Annotated in this window: 18 protein-coding genes; 17 read left to right on the top strand and 1 reads right to left on the bottom strand. The window is 31.2% G+C overall.

All coding sequences use genetic code 11. The features are described 5' to 3' along the window. From KJ971_07575 to ffh, 10 genes are all read left to right on the top strand, one after another. The coding region (locus tag KJ971_07575) for a hypothetical protein (protein ID MBU1145690.1) at positions 1-887 on the top strand (887 nt) is incomplete at its 5' end. Between the two features lie 237 nt (positions 888-1,124). Continuing rightward, on the top strand, positions 1,125-1,637 hold the full coding sequence (locus KJ971_07570) for a sigma-70 family RNA polymerase sigma factor (protein MBU1145689.1): 513 nt from the start codon (positions 1,125-1,127) through the stop codon (positions 1,635-1,637). Between the two features lie 5 nt (positions 1,638-1,642). After that, on the top strand, positions 1,643-1,999 hold the full coding sequence (locus KJ971_07565; protein ID MBU1145688.1) for a hypothetical protein: 357 nt from the start codon (positions 1,643-1,645) through the stop codon (positions 1,997-1,999). Positions 2,000-2,082: 83 nt separating this feature from the next. Continuing rightward, complete coding sequence (locus KJ971_07560) at positions 2,083-3,357, top strand: S1 family peptidase (GenBank protein MBU1145687.1); 1,275 nt, start codon at positions 2,083-2,085, stop codon at positions 3,355-3,357. Between the two features lie 21 nt (positions 3,358-3,378). Continuing rightward, positions 3,379-3,798 (top strand): hypothetical protein, encoded by a 420-nt coding sequence (locus tag KJ971_07555; protein ID MBU1145686.1) that lies wholly within the window; start codon positions 3,379-3,381, stop codon positions 3,796-3,798. Positions 3,799-3,931: 133 nt separating this feature from the next. Continuing rightward, positions 3,932-5,140, top strand: coding sequence for a DUF4238 domain-containing protein (locus tag KJ971_07550; protein MBU1145685.1), 1,209 nt, complete (start codon positions 3,932-3,934; stop codon positions 5,138-5,140). Between the two features lie 295 nt (positions 5,141-5,435). After that, a complete protein-coding gene (gene topA / locus KJ971_07545) occupies positions 5,436-7,526 on the top strand; it encodes a type I DNA topoisomerase (protein ID MBU1145684.1) in 2,091 nt (696 codons plus the stop codon). Between the two features lie 127 nt (positions 7,527-7,653). Then, positions 7,654-8,625 (top strand): signal recognition particle-docking protein FtsY, encoded by a 972-nt coding sequence (gene ftsY, locus KJ971_07540; protein MBU1145683.1) that lies wholly within the window; start codon positions 7,654-7,656, stop codon positions 8,623-8,625. 19 nt (positions 8,626-8,644) lie between these two features. Continuing rightward, positions 8,645-8,962, top strand: a complete 318-nt coding sequence (locus KJ971_07535) for a hypothetical protein (protein MBU1145682.1) — start codon at positions 8,645-8,647, stop codon at positions 8,960-8,962. A 5-nt stretch (positions 8,963-8,967) separates the two neighbouring features. Further along, the gene (ffh, locus tag KJ971_07530) at positions 8,968-10,362 is read left to right on the top strand and encodes a signal recognition particle protein (GenBank protein MBU1145681.1); all 1,395 of its coding nucleotides are present in this window, start codon (positions 8,968-8,970) and stop codon (positions 10,360-10,362) included. An 11-nt stretch (positions 10,363-10,373) separates the two neighbouring features. Here ffh and KJ971_07525 read toward each other — a convergent pair whose 3' ends face one another. Then, positions 10,374-11,192: an HAD family hydrolase gene (locus tag KJ971_07525; GenBank protein MBU1145680.1), complete on the bottom strand. Its 819-nt coding sequence runs from the start codon at positions 11,190-11,192 to the stop codon at positions 10,374-10,376. A gap of 110 nt (positions 11,193-11,302) precedes the next feature. Here KJ971_07525 and KJ971_07520 point away from each other — a divergent pair, with 110 nt between their 5' ends. The 7 genes from KJ971_07520 to KJ971_07490 are packed head-to-tail and all read left to right on the top strand — an operon-like array spanning position 11,303 to position 17,849. Continuing rightward, positions 11,303-12,091, top strand: a complete 789-nt coding sequence (locus KJ971_07520; protein ID MBU1145679.1) for a hypothetical protein — start codon at positions 11,303-11,305, stop codon at positions 12,089-12,091. Positions 12,092-12,103: 12 nt separating this feature from the next. Further along, entirely contained in the window at positions 12,104-14,284 is a 2,181-nt protein-coding gene (locus KJ971_07515) for a DNA translocase FtsK (protein MBU1145678.1), read from the top strand. Between the two features lie 5 nt (positions 14,285-14,289). Beyond that, positions 14,290-15,123, top strand: coding sequence for a signal peptidase I (gene lepB, locus KJ971_07510; protein ID MBU1145677.1), 834 nt, complete (start codon positions 14,290-14,292; stop codon positions 15,121-15,123). A gap of 43 nt (positions 15,124-15,166) precedes the next feature. Further along, complete coding sequence (ylqF, locus tag KJ971_07505) at positions 15,167-15,997, top strand: ribosome biogenesis GTPase YlqF (protein ID MBU1145676.1); 831 nt, start codon at positions 15,167-15,169, stop codon at positions 15,995-15,997. Next, positions 15,990-16,610 carry a ribonuclease HII gene (locus KJ971_07500; GenBank protein ID MBU1145675.1) on the top strand — a complete coding sequence of 207 codons (621 nt, stop codon included), beginning with the start codon at positions 15,990-15,992 and terminating at the stop codon, positions 16,608-16,610. The genes ylqF and KJ971_07500 overlap by 8 nt, the downstream gene beginning before the upstream one ends. A gap of 12 nt (positions 16,611-16,622) precedes the next feature. After that, positions 16,623-17,288, top strand: coding sequence for an HAD family hydrolase (locus KJ971_07495; protein MBU1145674.1), 666 nt, complete (start codon positions 16,623-16,625; stop codon positions 17,286-17,288). Beyond that, positions 17,289-17,849 carry a threonylcarbamoyl-AMP synthase gene (locus tag KJ971_07490; protein ID MBU1145673.1) on the top strand — a complete coding sequence of 187 codons (561 nt, stop codon included), beginning with the start codon at positions 17,289-17,291 and terminating at the stop codon, positions 17,847-17,849. The last annotated feature ends 95 nt before the right edge of the window (positions 17,850-17,944 follow it).

Below are 17,944 nucleotides of genomic sequence, written 5' to 3'. Positions count from 1 at the left end.
TTTTATATGTTTTTCGCAGAAATCAATTTTTATATGAATGTAATTATGATGATTTAGATAAGACTGAAATTTTTAGAGCGACATCTATTATTGTTAAGGTTATTTTATTATGTGCTTTTTTGCTTTTTCCTAGATACATTTTTGAACAACTGATTCTATCTTTTAATTATTTTCAACAAATTGTAGTATTACAATCAGGATTTATTAATTTTGTTTTTTCTGATTATCTAGATGATATATTATTATCAATTGTCTCCTACTCGATGTACTTATGGATTGCAAGAATGTTTGACTATTTTCACGAAAAGTCTGTTTATAAAAATATTCTTTCAAGAAAAATAAATAATCAAGTTTTACTTTATGTTATGCTAATGGTTTCTATTTTGCTAATGACATTTGTAAAAACTGATTTATGGCTAGCACTTATTATTTGCGAATCAAAAACTCTAATGATAATGACTTGTATAGCTTATTTAATTACGATTACATTTAATTTTTGTTGTAAAAATGAATCGAAAATTAGAACAATATTACACGGAGTTCATTTGTTTATCTTTTTTTCAACCATTATCTTGTCGCATATTTATCCTGAAATTACTAATTGTATTTACGGTGTAATTTTTCTTTTTGGAGTAGTCTATGTAATTCACAAAACTATTTTACTAAAAAAAGCCAATGCAGTTATTGAAGATTATCGGTTTTATAAAAACTCATTATTTATACTTGTTTCATGTATGGCATTATTTTTCCGCTACTTTTTTGACGCAGAACAATTTGTAATATGGTATTCCTCTTGTTTTGCCATCCTGTTTTTTATTGTTCATTTTGGATTTGAGTACATTTTATATAAAAAGCAAAATCAAGATACCTTAAATATTCATTCCTAATTTTTTTAATACCAATTTTAAGTAGTCTGACATTTATTAGACTACTTTTTTTGCGTTATAGTAAAACATTAAATAATAAAACCACTTGTATCATAGCGGTAACATTGATACAATAATTTTGTGTTTTGCGCCATAAAGCACCGAATTATAAAATAAAAAAATATATTTGGCAAAAAAACGCAAAAATTTGTGTCTTATTTAGTGAAAAGTGCTTGTAAGGCTTTAAGGGGGATGTTTGTGAGAATACCGGCAAGTATTATCGAAGAATTAAAATTAGGAAAAGAAGAAGCGTTTAATGAAGTATATTACAAGTATCACAAATTAATTTTTTATATCATTTATACTATGGTAAATAGTCGAACTACTACTGAAGATTTATTGCAAGAATCATTCATTAAGATGTTCGAAAAGGTTCACCAGTTGAATAACCCATCTACATTTCACTATTGGTTCATTCAACTTGCAAAAAACATAACGAAAAATTATTTAAGAAAAGAATCGAAACATTTAAATCAAAGTAATATAGAACTTGAAACAATCGAGGACGAGTCAACAAATTTAAATGTTCCAATCTTCGAATTCAATGGGTATTTAAATAATTTTGAGAATTATGTTGTTACACTACATTTTGTCTTTAATTATTCTTTTAAACAAATTTCAGAAGAAACAGGACAAAGCATGAGTATAGTTACTAAAGCATTCTATGTAGCAAAAAAGAAAATTAAAAAATATTATGAAGGAACGAAGTGAAAATTATGAAAAAACTACAAAGAAGATATACTAAGGATTTTAATACAAACTTTCCTACACCATTTACATTATTAGAAATCAAGGAAAAGATTTCTTTTTCAACAGATGATGACAGTAATAATTCTAACCGTAGACTATCTTTTGTTTTTTTAAATATGATTTTCCTAGGGATTGCTTCTTTAGTTACTCTATCGAATGCGGCCTTTTTGTTAGTTTCAAATCTTGGTGGATTAGCAAACGATCTTAACTATAGCAATTTTATTACAAGCATCACAACCTTTTTCATCATTGGATTTTTGTTATTTGTGTTCTTTATTTATCAACTTGTTATGTATATCAAAATGAAAAGAAATAAAATTTAATTAAATCGAAGGTGAAACAAAAATATAATTAAATAAAAATGTAAATTACATTCTTATTTTACAAAATCTTTAAGGAGGATTTCATGAAAAAATTATTTATCTTAATTCTTAGCGTTATCTGTGTCACTCTTTTTGCATCAGGAAGTTTTGTAAGCGCTGATTCAATTGAAAAACAATCTATTGCAAATTTTGGGGAAGAGTATTTAATCAAGTCAACAGAGAGTATGGACAATCATAAAGTTATGATGAAGCTGTTGATTGAAGAAGCAAAAAGCCAAAATAGCAAAGAGAAATTACCAAACGAATATTCAGGTTCTTTTATTAATGAGGATGGAAATTTAGTAATTTCTTTTAGTTCACAAGAAGCTTCACATAATTTTAAATTGAAATTAGATGAAAAAATTAAAGAATCAAAGACAAAAGACGCAGATTCAACAACTGTCTCTTCTGAAATAATTTATATGGTTCAAGATTATTCTTATTCAGAGCTTGACATGATATCTGATGAGTTATCTGATCAATATTTTATTTTAAATATAATTAGTGTCGGCATTAAACAAGCGACAAATAAAGTTGAAATAACTGTTTATGCCAATACCGATATTGAAGCAATCATTGATTTTTTAAATGAGAGTATTGATAATTTCACGCAAGATTCAATAGAATTTATTGTTGATTTGGAAGTAGAGTATACTACAGCTTATTATGCTTACAGTGGCGGAGGAATCTATTATAAACTTGGATTATTTAATCTATTTAAGAGTTACGGTACGGTTGGATTTAATGCTGTAGATTTAAGTACAGGGAAATTAGGAGTTGTTACTAATTCTCATGTGGCTGCAGAAGGCGAGACAATGTATTACTATAATGGAAAAGCAATGGGTCAAGCATCAAAACGAATTTTTGGTGGGGAAGCTGACGCTGCGTTCATTCCATTTACCAATACATCAACCGTTACGTGGTTAGATACATATGAAGCTATCTATGATGATGGAGATTCTCTTACCTATCTATCAACGATAGGCGTAGATTATTACATTGTAGAAGGCGCACCGACTTATAAAATCGGATATACATCTGATTATACCTCTGGAGTCGTATTATATACTTCGTACTCTGTAACTGTAGATGGTACGGTATATACAAATGTTCTTAAATATTCAAATCAAACTCTTCCTGGAGATAGTGGCGGACCAGTATGGATTTCTTATGGAACAAGAGGCGCAACACATATCTTAATCGCCATTAATTTTGCAGCTCCAAGTGATGGATCTTATGGTGTTGGATGTAGAGTTACTTCAATAATGGCCGCTTTAAATGTATTACCAATTTTGACAACGAATTACTACCTTTATTAAAAGGGTAATGAGGTGAAAATGATGAAAAATTCTAAACTATTAGTTTTCTTATTACTTATTGTTTCCTATTTCTTTTTAGGAGGAATGGTTTCAGAAAATACATCAGCATTTGAATTAAATGTAGGGACAGTTCCCGATGTAGTTGCTTTAAATACTGATTTTACATTAAATGCTGAAATTAAAAATGTTTCATACAATTTTCAAAAAATAGAATACGGATATAATATCATTTCTGTTTATGTTGATGGAGAGAATCCAGCTGAAGTTGTTACATTCTCTATTGGACACAGTGGATACTTGTTACCATCAGATTCTCTTTCTGTTGAAAAAACGTTACAATTTTCAACCATCGGGATTCATGAAGTCAAATTAATCTCTTCCTTCTATGTTGGGGATGAACTGATTACTTACGAACAAATGTATTTTATTCAAGTTGTGTAATAGTAGATTATAACGAATAAGGGTTTAAATACCATATTACAACGATGCAAGGATATAGATCACAACAAAAAGAACAATAAAAAAACAGGGCGGAATTATACAGGATAACGTTATTGTTTTTAGGAGGTACTTTATGCCAGAGTTAGCAAATAACCGCTTCATTCCTAAGTTTATTTTAAATAACTTTTCGATTGAAAGAAAAAGCGGCACAAGTCAAGAAAATTTAATTTGGAAGTACAACATTGAAGACAATGATTGTAATTTGATCTCTTCATCGAAAGCATACGGACAAAACAGTTTAGGATGGAACGAAAACGATAAAGAAACTTCTTTTTTGGCGAATAGTTTAAATCAGAGTCTAGAACAGGAATTCCTCCCAGTCTATGAACATAAATTCCGAAAAACCGAAGATTCAATTACCCTTAATTGCGACGAATTAAATGAGGTAAGGCGTTTTCTTCTCTCCTTCCTGATCCGGAAACCTGTTGGTAATTTTTCAATTGATGACATCTATTTTTACGAGCAACAATATCTTGGGTTAACCAATCATGAGCGTAAATTTAAAGATGTATCTAAGTATTCTGAAAAAGATAGAATTACCGAAGATATCAAAATAATTATTACAACAAAGTTTGAAAATATTCCAAAGCACCCAAATTGTTCTTATCTTTTATTTCATTACTGGTATTTACTAAATAGTGCCTATCTTGGATTCTGGAAAACAAGCAAAAAAGTTGATTTTGTTTTGCCAGATGTGTATTCAGTAAGTGAAAGAGACAAATTAAAAGCATACGATTTCAGTACTGGAAAAGTTCCTATGTATACAAAAGCTGGATTCCTTTATAAATTAGTTGAAGAAAAAATTTCTTTAGCCAAACGAAACGATGTTATTTTTAATGGTCTTTTCCAATCATACCGAGAAGCAAACATTTTTCATGAAAACTTTTGGATGTTTCCTTTATTGCAAGACTTTATGATTGTTTTGATTCATCCACTATTTAAAAAATTGAATGAAAACTCCATTCTATTTGAAAGAAAAAATCAATTCATCAATCCAAGTAGAGTCCCAATCAAGTATTTTATGCCATACGAAGTAAATGTGAATTCAGATACTTTCGATGATTACTTTGATAAAAAGGATTCCTATACTTATAATATATTTGAACTAGATGATGAAACTGCTATGTATTTAAATGTATTAGCATTAGATCAAGCAGAAGTGTTCTTTGGTTTTAACGACAAAGCTAAAATTTTCAAAAGCGTTCAAGAATACCAAGCCTTTCCTTCATATAAATTGAATAACTATAGCAATCTTTTTAACACTCTTTCTGAAGGAAGATAGATTTTGTTTTAAGCTTTCATGATTTGGTCTGGCAACTTGTTGTAAGACCAAATCCTCCTGACTATTGACTCCCGATTCTTCGGGAGTTTTTTTTCAAAAATAGAAAGTCATCAAAAATCATCATTTTTCTCTCTATTATAGAAAGAAATTATCTTAAGGAATATCTTCTCTTAAAAACCTGATTTTTTTTAATAATATAATTATTAAGGAAAAGCCTCACGATTTTTTCAAATAAAATTGGTTGACAAGTTCTTAAGATGTGAGTATACTTACATACTGAAATGAGGTAATATTCATGGCCGATAAATTAGTAATCGTTGAGTCTCCTTCTAAATCAAAGACAATTGAGCAATATTTAGGAAAAGATTATCAAGTTAAATCATCCAAAGGACACATAAGAGATCTTGCGATTTCTGGAGTTGGTGGGCTAGGAATTGATATTGAAAATGACTTTACACCCGTTTATAAAATTCTTCCAGATAAGAAAAGTCTCGTAAAAGATTTAAATCAAGCGTTAAAAAACGTGAAAGAAGTCTATCTTGCGACAGACCCTGACAGAGAAGGAGAAGCCATTAGTTGGCATCTATTAGATACGCTTGATGTAAAAGATAAAATCGTAAAAAGAGTTATTTTTAATGAAATAACAAGAGATGCGATTCTTCAAGCCTTTAAAGAACCAAAAGCCATTGATTATGATTTGGTTTCAAGCCAAGAGACCAGACGGATTTTAGATCGAATTATTGGATTTAAATTAAGCAAATTATTACAAAGCAAAATTAAATCAAAATCAGCAGGAAGAGTTCAAAGTGCTGCTTTAAAATTAATAGTTGATAAAGAAAAAGAAATTGAACGTTTTGTGATTGAAGAGTACTATGAAATATATGCAGTTTTTGAAGATTTTGAAGCAAAGCTTTCAAAATACAAAGGAAAACTTGCTAAACTTCCAACCATTGAAAAAGCAAATGAAGTTGTGAATTCTTTAGGAGAAGAATACATCGTTTCTTCGGTAGAGACACAAAGAAAAACCATTTTTAGTAAACCGCCCTTTATTACTTCAACTCTTCAACAAGATGCTTCAAATAAGTATGGACTATCTTCTTCGAAAACCATGCAGATAGCTCAAAGACTTTATGAAGGAATTCATATAGGAAATGAAACGACCGGATTAATCACTTATATGAGAACGGATTCTATTCGTTTATCCGAAACATTTACAAATCAAGCAAGTACCTATATTTTAAAAACATATGGTAAAGACTATGTGGGTCACGCTAAAAAATTTAAAACAAAAAATAATGTTCAAGATGCACATGAAGCCATACGTCCTACAAGCGCTTTTAGAACTCCAGAATCAATTAAAGGATTCTTAACAAAAGAAGAGTACAATCTTTATTACATGATTTATGCAAGAGCGATTGCTTCAATCATGAAACCAGCTTTAAACGATCAAACCACCATTTCAATTGAAAACAACGATGCATTATTTCGTATCACGGGATCCATCCAAGTATTTGATGGGTATCTGAAATTATATTCTAAATTTAATACGCCAGATGAAGAAGAAAATTCAAACATTCCTAAAGTGGTAGAAAATCAAATATTACATGCAAATGAAGTTAAAAAAATTCAAAACTTTACAACTCCGCCACCAAGATTTAATGAGGCAAGACTTATTAAAGAAATGGAAGAATTAGGAATTGGTAGACCTTCGACGTATGCACAAACGATTTTAACGATTAAAAACAGAAGATACGTATCTTATACAGAAAAAAAGTTTGTCCCAACAGAACAAGGAACAATGACGATTGAAAAACTTGATGAATTCTTTCATGAGTTTATCAGCGTGAGTTACTCAAAAGAAATGGAAGACGTTTTAGATAAAATAGCAAGTGGCGATGAACTGCAATTAAAAGTTATTCGTGATTTTTATAATTATTTTATCCCTTTGGTTGAAAATGCAAGTAAAGATATGGTGAAAGAACAGCCAAAAGAAACAGGAGAATTATGCCCAAATTGTGGACATAAAATGGTGTTTAGACAAGGAAAATATGGTGATTTTGAAGCGTGTTCCAATTTCCCAAAATGTAAATACATCAAACCTCAACCAGGAAAAGAAAAAGAACAACCTTTGGATACCGGTGTTGTTTGCCCGGAATGTAAAACAGGACACATTGTTTTAAGAACCGCTCGAAAAGGAAAAAACAGAGGCAACCAATTTTATGCATGTAACAATTATCCAAAGTGCAAATTCATTGCTTCATATAAGCCAACGAAAGAATTATGCCCTACTTGCAACAAGGCATTAGTTGAAATGCCAGACTTATCCATTAAATGTATTGATTTTGATGGATGCGGCTATGGAAGACCAAAAATAAAACAAGAATAGAGTTAAGCGATTAAAGATTTAAAATCCGTCTTTCCAGTGAGGAAGACGGATTATTTTTTCTTACAAATTTGAAGAAAGTTCTAAAAGAATATGATATAATACAAGGGAATTATTTGGGAGGTATTGAATGGGATTATTTCAAAAACTCTTTTCATCAAAAGAAAAGAATTTAAAAGCTCAAAAATATAAAATTGGCATGTCAAAAACAAGAAGCGGTTCGCTTTCTTCTTTAAAAGATGTTTTGCTTTCTTCAAAAAAAGTTGACAATGCTTTATTTGATAAATTAGAAGAAATCTTTATAATGGCAGATATTGGAGTAAACACGGTTGTTTCTTTTATTATTTCTTTAAAAGAAGAAGTAAAAAAACTAAAAATCGAAAATCCAATTCAACTTGAAAACGTGATAGTAGATAAAATGTTTGATTTGTACTTAAAAAATGAGATTATTAATACAAACATCAGATACAATCCTTTAGGACTAACAGTGATACTATTTGTTGGAGTGAACGGAACTGGAAAAACAACCTCCATCGGTAAATTAGCTTATAAAATTAAAAATGAAGGCAAAAAAGTAATGATGGCCGCAGGAGATACCTTTCGTGCAGGAGCTATTAATCAATTAAAAATTTGGGGAGAACGAGTTGGTTGTGAAGTTATTTCTAAAGTGGCAGGATCTGATCCTTCAAGTGTTATTTTTGATTCCTTAAAAGAAGCAAAAAAACAAGGAATGGATGTTTTGTTAATTGATACAGCTGGAAGGCTACAAAATAAAGTGAATTTAATGAAAGAACTTGATAAAATAAATCGTACCATTCAAAGAGAACTTCCAAATCAAATTTATGAAACATATTTAGTTATTGATGCGACTACCGGACAAAACGGATTGTCTCAAGCAAAAATCTTTCATGAAGTGTGTAAAGTATCAGGAATTGTTCTAACCAAATTGGATGGAACCGCAAAAGGTGGCATTGTCTTAGCCATCCGTCAAGAACTTGGAATACCAATAAGCTTTGTAGGTTTAGGTGAAAAAATAACAGATATCGATTATTTTGATATTGAAGATTATATTTACGGACTTTTTGCGGATTTTTTTGAATAAGGAGGCATCTATGGAACAAATGGTTGAAGATAAAATTCGGTTACACAAATTATATGACCATTACAATCTTTTGTTAACTGAAAAACAAAGAATGTATTTTGAATACTATTATTTAGATGATTACTCGTTATCTGAAATTGCAACGCTTTTAGACGTGAGCAGAAATGCAGTTCATGAGCAGTTAAAAATAGTGATTAATCATTTGGAACACTATGAAGAAGTTTTACATAATTTTGAAAAAGGACAAATAAGAAAAGAACTTTATACAAAGTTTTATGATTTAACAAAAGAAGAAACCGTTTTAGCTTTAGTAAAAGAATTAGAAAAGGTTGAGTGAACAAAATGGCTTTTGAAAATCTAACAAGTCGCATTCAAATGGCGTTAAGACGAATATCTGGAAAAGCAAAATTAACGGAAACAGATATCGAAGAAATGATGAGAGAGATTCGTCTTTCTTTACTTGAGGCCGATGTGAATTACAAAGTAGTAAAAGAATTTACAGAAGAAGTAAAAGCGATTTCTCTTGGAGAAAAAATCTTAAAAGGATTAAATCCAGGTCAACAAGTCGTCAAAATAGTAAGCGATGAATTAACCAAATTAATGGGTAGCGTTGCAGAAGAGATTCAATTTAAAGAAATGGGAATCACTGTCATTATGATGGTGGGCCTTCAAGGTGCAGGAAAAACAACTACTGCAGGAAAACTTGGAAATCTTTTAAGAAAGAATCATCAATCAAAGCCTTTGCTAGTAGCCGCAGATATTTATAGACCAGCAGCTATTGAACAATTAAAAACAATAGGTAGTCAATTAGATATCCCTGTTTTTGAGCTTGGAGATAAAGTTTCTCCTCAAAAGATTGTTATCGAATCTTTGCAGCATGCAAAAGAAATAGGATATGATTTAGTGATTATTGATACAGCTGGTAGGCTTCATATCAATGAGACATTAATGGATGAACTAAAAGAAATCAAAAAAATAACTAAAGCAGATGAAATCTTATTAACTGTAGATGCGATGACAGGGCAGGATGCGGTCGAAGTTGCATCTTCCTTTCATAAGGCTTTAGGAGTTACAGGTTGCGTTTTAACGAAGTTAGACGGCGATACAAGGGGTGGAGCCGCGTTATCTATTCGCAAAGTCACTGGAATTCCAATTAAATTTGCAGGGACAGGAGAAAAATTATTAGAAATTGAAGTTTTTCATCCTGAAAGAATGGCATCTCGTATTTTAGGAATGGGTGATGTTTTATCTTTAATCGAAAAAGCAACAGAAGAAATTGATGAAACAGAAGCAATGTCCATGATGGAAAAAATGATGAGTGGGAACTTCAATTTCAACGATTTACTAAAACAAATGAAAATGATTAAACGAATGGGAGCTTTTTCGGGTATCTTAAAAATGCTTCCAGGAATGTCAGGACTTGCATCTCAAGACAAAGTAGATGATAAACAACTAGTGTATATAGAAGCTATTATTAAATCCATGACCATTGAAGAACGAAAAAACCCAGAATTAGTTGAACGAAGTTCTTCAAGAAGAAATAGAATTGCAAGTGGTTCTGGAAGAAGCACAACGGAAGTCAATCGCTTAATTTCAATGCTTGAAAAACAACAAAAAATGATGAAACAACTATCAGGCATGAACCCAAATACTGTTGAAAAAATGACGACTGGAGAAGGGCTTTCTTCTTCAAATACAAAAGGAAAAGGCAAAGGAAAAGGTGGCTTTAGAATTTAACCACCTTTTTTCTATAAATGAAAGAAATCTGTTAAGTACCTTGTTACAGCATTTTCTCTTGCAGTAAAAGGCAAAATAATTTTAGTTACTTTTAAAAGATCGGGATGTGCATTTTTAACCGCAACACCAATGCCAGCAAATTGAATCATTTCGATGTCGTTATGTCCATCGCCTATTGCAATGACTCTTTCTTGTGGAAATCCTAAAAACTCACTTACCACTTTTAAACCTTTTCCTTTATTTGATTCAGGGGTGAATATTTCAACAATCGAATCAAATTCGCCCTTTAAATCCCAAATTCTGGATAAGACTTTCCCTTTATAATGTTGGTTCACGTAGGTTTCTATGTGTTTTCCTTGACCTTGTTTTCCAATAATAATAAAGCCGTTTGGATCTTCTTTTAAGGTGTCTTTCAAATGCCCTAAAAAAAGTAGGGAATCTTTTGTGATATGAAGCAAAGGCTCAATTGCTTTTTCTTCTTTAAATAAGTAAATATTATCTTTTACTTCGCTAAAGGCGTTTCGAATGTGTTTTACATTATTTTCGAAGATATCAATGATTGCTTCTTTTTTTACGGTATAATTAACTTCAGGAAAGGTGTTATCGTGAGGATGAGTAATTAGGCCACCATTATAATTAATAATAGGCGTATCCAAACCAAAACGTTCGTAAACAAATCTTGAACTTCTGTAAGGTCTACCTGTTGCAATAACAATTTTGTGCCCAAGATTTTGTAATTTTTTCATAAACAAACAAAGTTCTTCGGATAAGGAATCGAAGTCATAAAGAAGTGTTCCATCCAAGTCCAAAGCAATTAAATAATTTTCCATGAGATCACCTTTTAAATATTATCTCATAAACAACAAAAATACGCAAACGATAAATTATTGATTAATCACCACAAATAAGGTATAATTTGTATGATAGAGGGGTGTACAATATGAGCTTCTTTTTAACTGCATTTCCAATTAATATTCAATTTTTAGAGATTACTCTTCCAGATATTTATACATTTGTTTTAGGACTTTTTACTGGGTTTGTTCTTTTGGCATTGTTTGTTGCGTTCTTCTTAATTACAGGAAGAAGGAAAAAAAGCAAAATTAAATTTTCGAAACAAACACCTCTTGATGATCAAATCATTGAAAGCATGATTGAGGCAAAACAAAAAGAACTAATTTCTACCGTTAAATTAACAGATAACGCGTATTTTAAAGTTGCGTTTGATTTGTCTTTTGATTTAATGAATGAAATTGCCAAATATTATTTTCCGGATTCAAAGTATCCTATGTATGAATTATCCGTTCAAGAAATTTTGAATTTGAATTTTTATATCACAAAAAGAATAGAAACGCTTGTGAATTCAAAATTCATACGTCATTTTAAGAATCATCGAATTTCTACCATTATTAATTTGTTAAATAAGAAAAAAGCTTTAGACAATTCTAAATTAATGAAATTTAACAAAAAATATAAAATTTCAAAACTTTATACGGTTGGAAGAACCGTATTAAATTATGCAAATCCGATTTTTTGGTTTCGTAAATTAGCCATTAAACCATCTACTACCTTGGTCACAAAAGAAGTTTGTAAGTTTATCATAAGCATTTTTGGTGAAGAAACCAATAATATCTATAGTAAAAAATTATTCCAAGAACCAGACGACGTTTTATTACTTGAAAAAGAATTTGATGAACTAGTTGAAAGCGAAATCGAAAAAACAGAAGTCTAGGAGGTCTAACATATGTTGTTTAAGAAAAAGAAGCTATTAGATCGAATCGTCCCGGCAAAATCAAGAACCGAGGACACAAGACCTTTTTTTATTCCTCAAATTAACAAGTTAGAAGACAAAGAGACGAAAAAACAAAAGTTTGTTTCGCCTATTTTTGGCAAATCTGTAAAAGATGAGGTCTCTGATTTTAATGATCGGAAACACTATGGAGACATCGATAAAAAATATGATGCATTTCGAAAACATAAAAAATTAAGTAAAGATGAAGCCAAGAAAAGATATGGCGATTCTTATTATGATTTTGTCTCAGTCACTAATAAAGATGTATCAAATATTCATACAGGCAATTTAACCGCTGATGATTTATTGAAACGAAAAATTGAAGTTCCAGAAGACACAGCTGAACCTTTATCAAAAGATTTGAAAGTGAAAGAAGTTCCTTTAAATGAATTCTTCGAAAAAGCAACCGATTACGAACAAGAACAACAAAAGCCTTCCACTCCGGAAGATGATGTGTTACGAGATATTGTAAATCATGGAGAAGAAGACTCTTTAGATATAGACCGCTTTTCTCCTATTGATGAAGAAGAGGAAGAAGATGTTTTATTTCAAGAAAACACCGTTTCCATTCATAAAGCAAATCAAGAAGAGGAAGTTCAGTTTGATGACGACTTTGAATACGTCGAAAAAACAGTAAAAAAAGTTTCTATTTTGCCTACTGATATAAAAGAAAAAATCAAAAAACAAATCATCAACGGATTTGATGATTATTGCTTGCCTCCTATTAGTATTCTAAAAAAATCAAAACCAAAAACAGGAGTGGAGGCTTCTTGGGTTAAAGAAAACATCGATGTGATAAATCAAACCTTATTATCCTTTGACATTGATGGCGAAGTAACTAACTATACAAAAGGGCCTACCGTCACAAGATATGAAATTTCTTTAGGCGCAGGAGTTCCTACTAAAAAAATCACTTCTATAAGCGATAACATCCAAATGAGTTTATCTGCTCTTTCTTTGCGGATTGAAGCTCCAATTCCTGGGAAAAACACCGTAGGAATTGAAGTGCCAAATAAAATAAGAGAATCTGTATTCTTTGGAGATGTAGTAGATAATGTTGTTTTCTTACAATCAGAAGATCCACTTTTACTTGCGATAGGACTTGATATTGATGCAAATCCAGTTTATACCTCAATTGAAGCTATGCCTCATGGACTGGTTGCAGGGTCCACACAATCAGGAAAATCTGTATGTATTGCTTCTTTAATTGCTAGTATTCTTTATAAAAACAAACCAGATGAAGTTAAACTTTTATTAATTGATCCAAAGAAAGTTGACCTTCAACAATTCTCAGACATTCCTCATTTAGTGACTCCTATCATTGATGAATCCAAAATGGCAGTTGAAGCGTTAAAGTGGATGGTCACAGAAATGGAAAGAAGATATGACGTTTTAAAGAAATTTAAAAGTGTCAATGTGAAAGATTACTATAAAAGAAGATTTGATGATCCCGAATTCGAAAAAATGCCAAGAATTGTGGTAATCGTCGAAGAAGCATCCGATTTATTAATTTCGGGTGGAAATGAAATTGAAGATAACATCTTAAAATTAACTCAAAAATCAAGAGCAGTTGGTATTCACTTATTGCTTGCGACTCAAAGACCATCTGCGGATATCTTAAAAGGTTCCATTAAAGCTAATATTCCAACACGATTTGCTTTTAAAGTGCCATCATCAACCGATTCTTCTGTTGTTTTAGACACGACAGGTGCTGAAAAGTTACTTGGAAAGGGAGATATGCTTTTATCTGAGAACGGCTTAATTCGACGCCTTCAAGGAGCTTATTTATCACCAGAAGAAATTGAAGAATTAACCGAGTTTATTAAAAATCAAGCATATCCTCAATACATGTTTACTCACGAAACATTAACTGAACATTCAAAAAGTACGGAAGAGTCTCAAGAATTAGATGAATTATTTGGCGAAATCGCAAGATACGTAGTGTCAGAAGATAGATGTTCCTTAAATAAAATAACGCAACAATTTGGAATCGGATTTAACAGGGCTACTCAAATTGTTGGCTCCCTTGAACTTCATGGAATTGTATCGGTTAATGCAGGTACTAAGCCAAGAGAAGTTTTAATTGGTTATGAACGATTAGAAGAAATTTTACAGAATGTAGGAAGAGCATAATATAAATGGATGAATTCGAAGAAATAGTAGAAATAAATATCGATACCGAAGCGCAAAATCTTGAAAATAAAAAATTGATGACAAAATCGTTTCGAAAAATCATCAGCTTTATTATTTTCGCTTTTGTGATTGTTATTTTATCCATTATTTTACAATCTAAGCCACTTTTTATCTTTAATTTTAGTTCATCAGGAGATGACACCGACACAATAAATCAATTCTTTGGAATTGTAAGTTATGTTTTTATGACAGGAACTCTGATTTATATGTGCTTTTTTGTGTATCTTTACTTTCAAAGAAAAAAAAATCCCATCGAAAAACAACTTTTAACACTTAACTCCTTTAAAAAGCATTATAATGCTTTTGATTTATTAGGCGTTGTACCAGCATTTTTAGTGTTTGTTATTATTGTAAATGGTTTTTTCTTTGGTTTTGCGACAGTCATTGGACCTTCTATGCAACCCACATTTAATTGTGGAGATTATGTAATCATCAACCACTATGATGCTGAGTATAGCAAGGATGATATTGTAATATTATTTGAACCTGATACCAGTTTAAAATTAATCAAAAGGCTTGTAGGACTGCCAGGCGATACATTACTGGTAAGTGAAGAGGGCGTTTTTATTAATGGAGTTCAAATTGAAACATATATGGATTTACCCCACCCGACTTATTTTACTTCCACCATTACAATTGAAGAAGGCTATTATTATGTTCTAGGTGATAATCGTACTAATTCAACTGATTCGAGAATATTTGGACTAGTTTCTTTTGAAGACATGATTGGAATAGTTGTGTTTAGAGTTGCTTCAGGAGCGTGTCCAGTTATTACCTAAAGAGGTGAACGATTTGAAACAAATTCAATGGTTTCCAGGCCATATGGCCAAAGCAAGAAGACAAGTAGAAGAAAAATTAAAACTCGTTGATATCGTTTTTGAGTTACTCGACGCAAGAATTCCTATTTCTTCTAAAAATCCGATGATAGAAGAAATGATCAAAGACAAGCCACGGCTTGTTCTTTTAAATAAGGCCGATTTAGCAGATGCGGCAGAAGTGAAAAAATGGATTGAATACTATAAAAAATTAGGAATTGTCGCATTAGCGACCAATTCGTTAACAGGTAATCCTTTAAACGACGTCTTAAAAAAATCAGAAGAAATACTCATTAATTTGCGTGAGAAAGAAATCAAAAGAGGAATGAAAAGTCGTCCATTTCGAGCGATGATTTTAGGAATTCCAAACGTTGGGAAGTCTCAGTTTATCAATCGTTTGGCAGGGAAGAATAAGGCAAAAACAGGAGACAAGCCTGGTATTACCAAAATGCAGTTATATATCCGTGCGGGCAAAGATTTAGAATTGCTTGATAATCCAGGAATTCTATGGCCGAAATTTGAGTCAAAAGAAGTTGCTCTTCATTTAGCTTTGATTGGATCGATTAAAGATAACATTTTACCTATGGATGAAGTGGCTATTTTTGGACTTGAATTTTTAGCCAATAATTATCCACAAGCATTAAAAGATCGTTATAATTTAGATCAAATTGATATAGAACATCCAGTCGAATTGTTAAAAGCAATTGGATTAATGAGAGGCTGTTTGCTTCCAGGAAATGAAATCGATTTTGATCGAGTTTTTAATTTAATCTTATTTGATTTTAGAAATCAAGCTTTTGGTAATTTATCATTAGAAAAAGTGAAAGACAATGTATGAATATGAAAAAGAATTGCTACACCAAGGATTTTTAAATATTTGTGGAGTAGATGAAGCGGGAAGAGGTCCTTTAGCCGGACCAGTTGTAGCAGGGGCTGTTATCTTAGATCCCAATGTTTTTATAGATGGATTAAACGACTCCAAACAACTATCGAAGAAAAAAAGAGACTATTTAGCAAAAGAAATAAAGGAAAAAGCAAAAGCTTATGGAATTGCTTTTGTAAATGAAAAGGAAATTGATAAAATTAACATCTACCAAGCATCTAAAAAAGCAATGCTTTTAGCAATTGAAAAATGTAACATAACACCTGACTACATATTAAGCGATGCCATGCCTTTAACAGAAATTACCATTCCAAGTTTACCCCTTATTAAAGGAGATACTTTGAGTGCTTCCATTGCTGCCGCAAGTATTTTAGCAAAAGTCACAAGAGATGAATTTATGGAAGAAATGGCTCTTAAATATCCGGGATATGGTTTTGAAAAACATAAAGGGTATCCAACATTAATTCACATGAATGCTTTAAAACTACTGGGAGTATCAGAAATTCATAGATTAAGTTATGCTCCTATCAAAAGAATGATTCAAGAACAACTACGATTGGATTTATAAGGAGAAGAAATCATGAACAAATACAAAGCAGTTATTTTTGATTTAGATGGAACCTTGCTTGATACCATCGACGATTTAGGCGATAGTATGAATCATGTTTTATCTTTATATGGAATAGCTCCCTTTACCAAAAAGGATTATTTTTTATTTGTGGGAGATGGAGTTGATGCTTTGGTTGAAAGAGTATTAACTCATTCAAATCAATCTTTAGAAATAAAAACAAAAGTGAAAGAATTATATATGCAAGAATATGCAAAAAAGCAACGAAACAAAACAACTCCATATCAAGGAATTCCAGAATTACTTGACGCTTTACTACAAGAGAAAGTGTTAATTAATGTTTTATCAAACAAACCAGATAAAGATACCATTTCGGTTATTTCAGCCTTTTTTAAAGAAGTGCCTTTTACATACATTTATGGAAAGAAAGACCACTATTTACCAAAACCAGATGCAAAACTTTTAGAGGAAATGATTCGTCTTTTACACCTTCCAAAGTCAGAAATTTTATATGTAGGTGATACTTCAACCGATATATTAACTGCAAAAAGAGCAGGGCTTTCTTCGGTTGGTTGCTTATGGGGATTTCGTGATGAAGAAGAATTAAAAAATGCACAAGCGACTTTCATTGTAAAACATCCTTTAGAAATTTTATCAATTGTGAAAGAAGGGATTTAAATGATTATCAAACCAGAAGGATTATTAAAACAAGACTTAACTGGAAAAATCATTGTTTTTCCTACTGATACAGTTTATGGAGTTGGCTGTTTGTTAAAGGATGAAGCTTCGATGAAACGAATCTTTGAATTGAAAAAAAGAGAAGAAACAAAACCAATGGCAATTTTAGCTGGAAATTTATTTGATTTATACCCTCTAGTTCAAAATGTGGAAGACGTTATTCCTTATGCAAAAAAATATTGGCCTGGTGCTTTAACACTTGTTCTAAAGAAATCCAGTAACGTCTCAGACATCGCTACTGCTTTTCAAAATACGGTAGGTATTAGAATTCCAAATCATCAAGATGCTTTAATCATATTAAATCATTTTGGACCGATGGTCGTTACTAGTTTAAATTTATCCAGTGAACCCGCTATCTTAAAATTTGAAGATGTGTTAAGATTTAAAGATAAAGTGGACTATATTATTGATGGAGGAAATTTAAATGGAATTTCTTCAACGGTTTATGACATTATAAACCGAAAAATATTACGACAAGGAAATGTGATTATACAAGATTAGTTTTTTGTTTTAAGGGAGGTTAAAAACCGTGATTAACACAAAAACTTTAAAACGAGTAAAACAAACATATCAAATTGATTTAATCGAAGATGTGT

The sequence above is a fragment of the Bacillota bacterium genome (assembly GCA_018818595.1).
In the GTDB taxonomy this organism is placed as follows: domain Bacteria; phylum Bacillota_I; class Bacilli_A; order Izemoplasmatales; family Hujiaoplasmataceae; genus JAHIRM01.
This window is presented reverse-complemented; position numbering and strand designations above follow the sequence as displayed.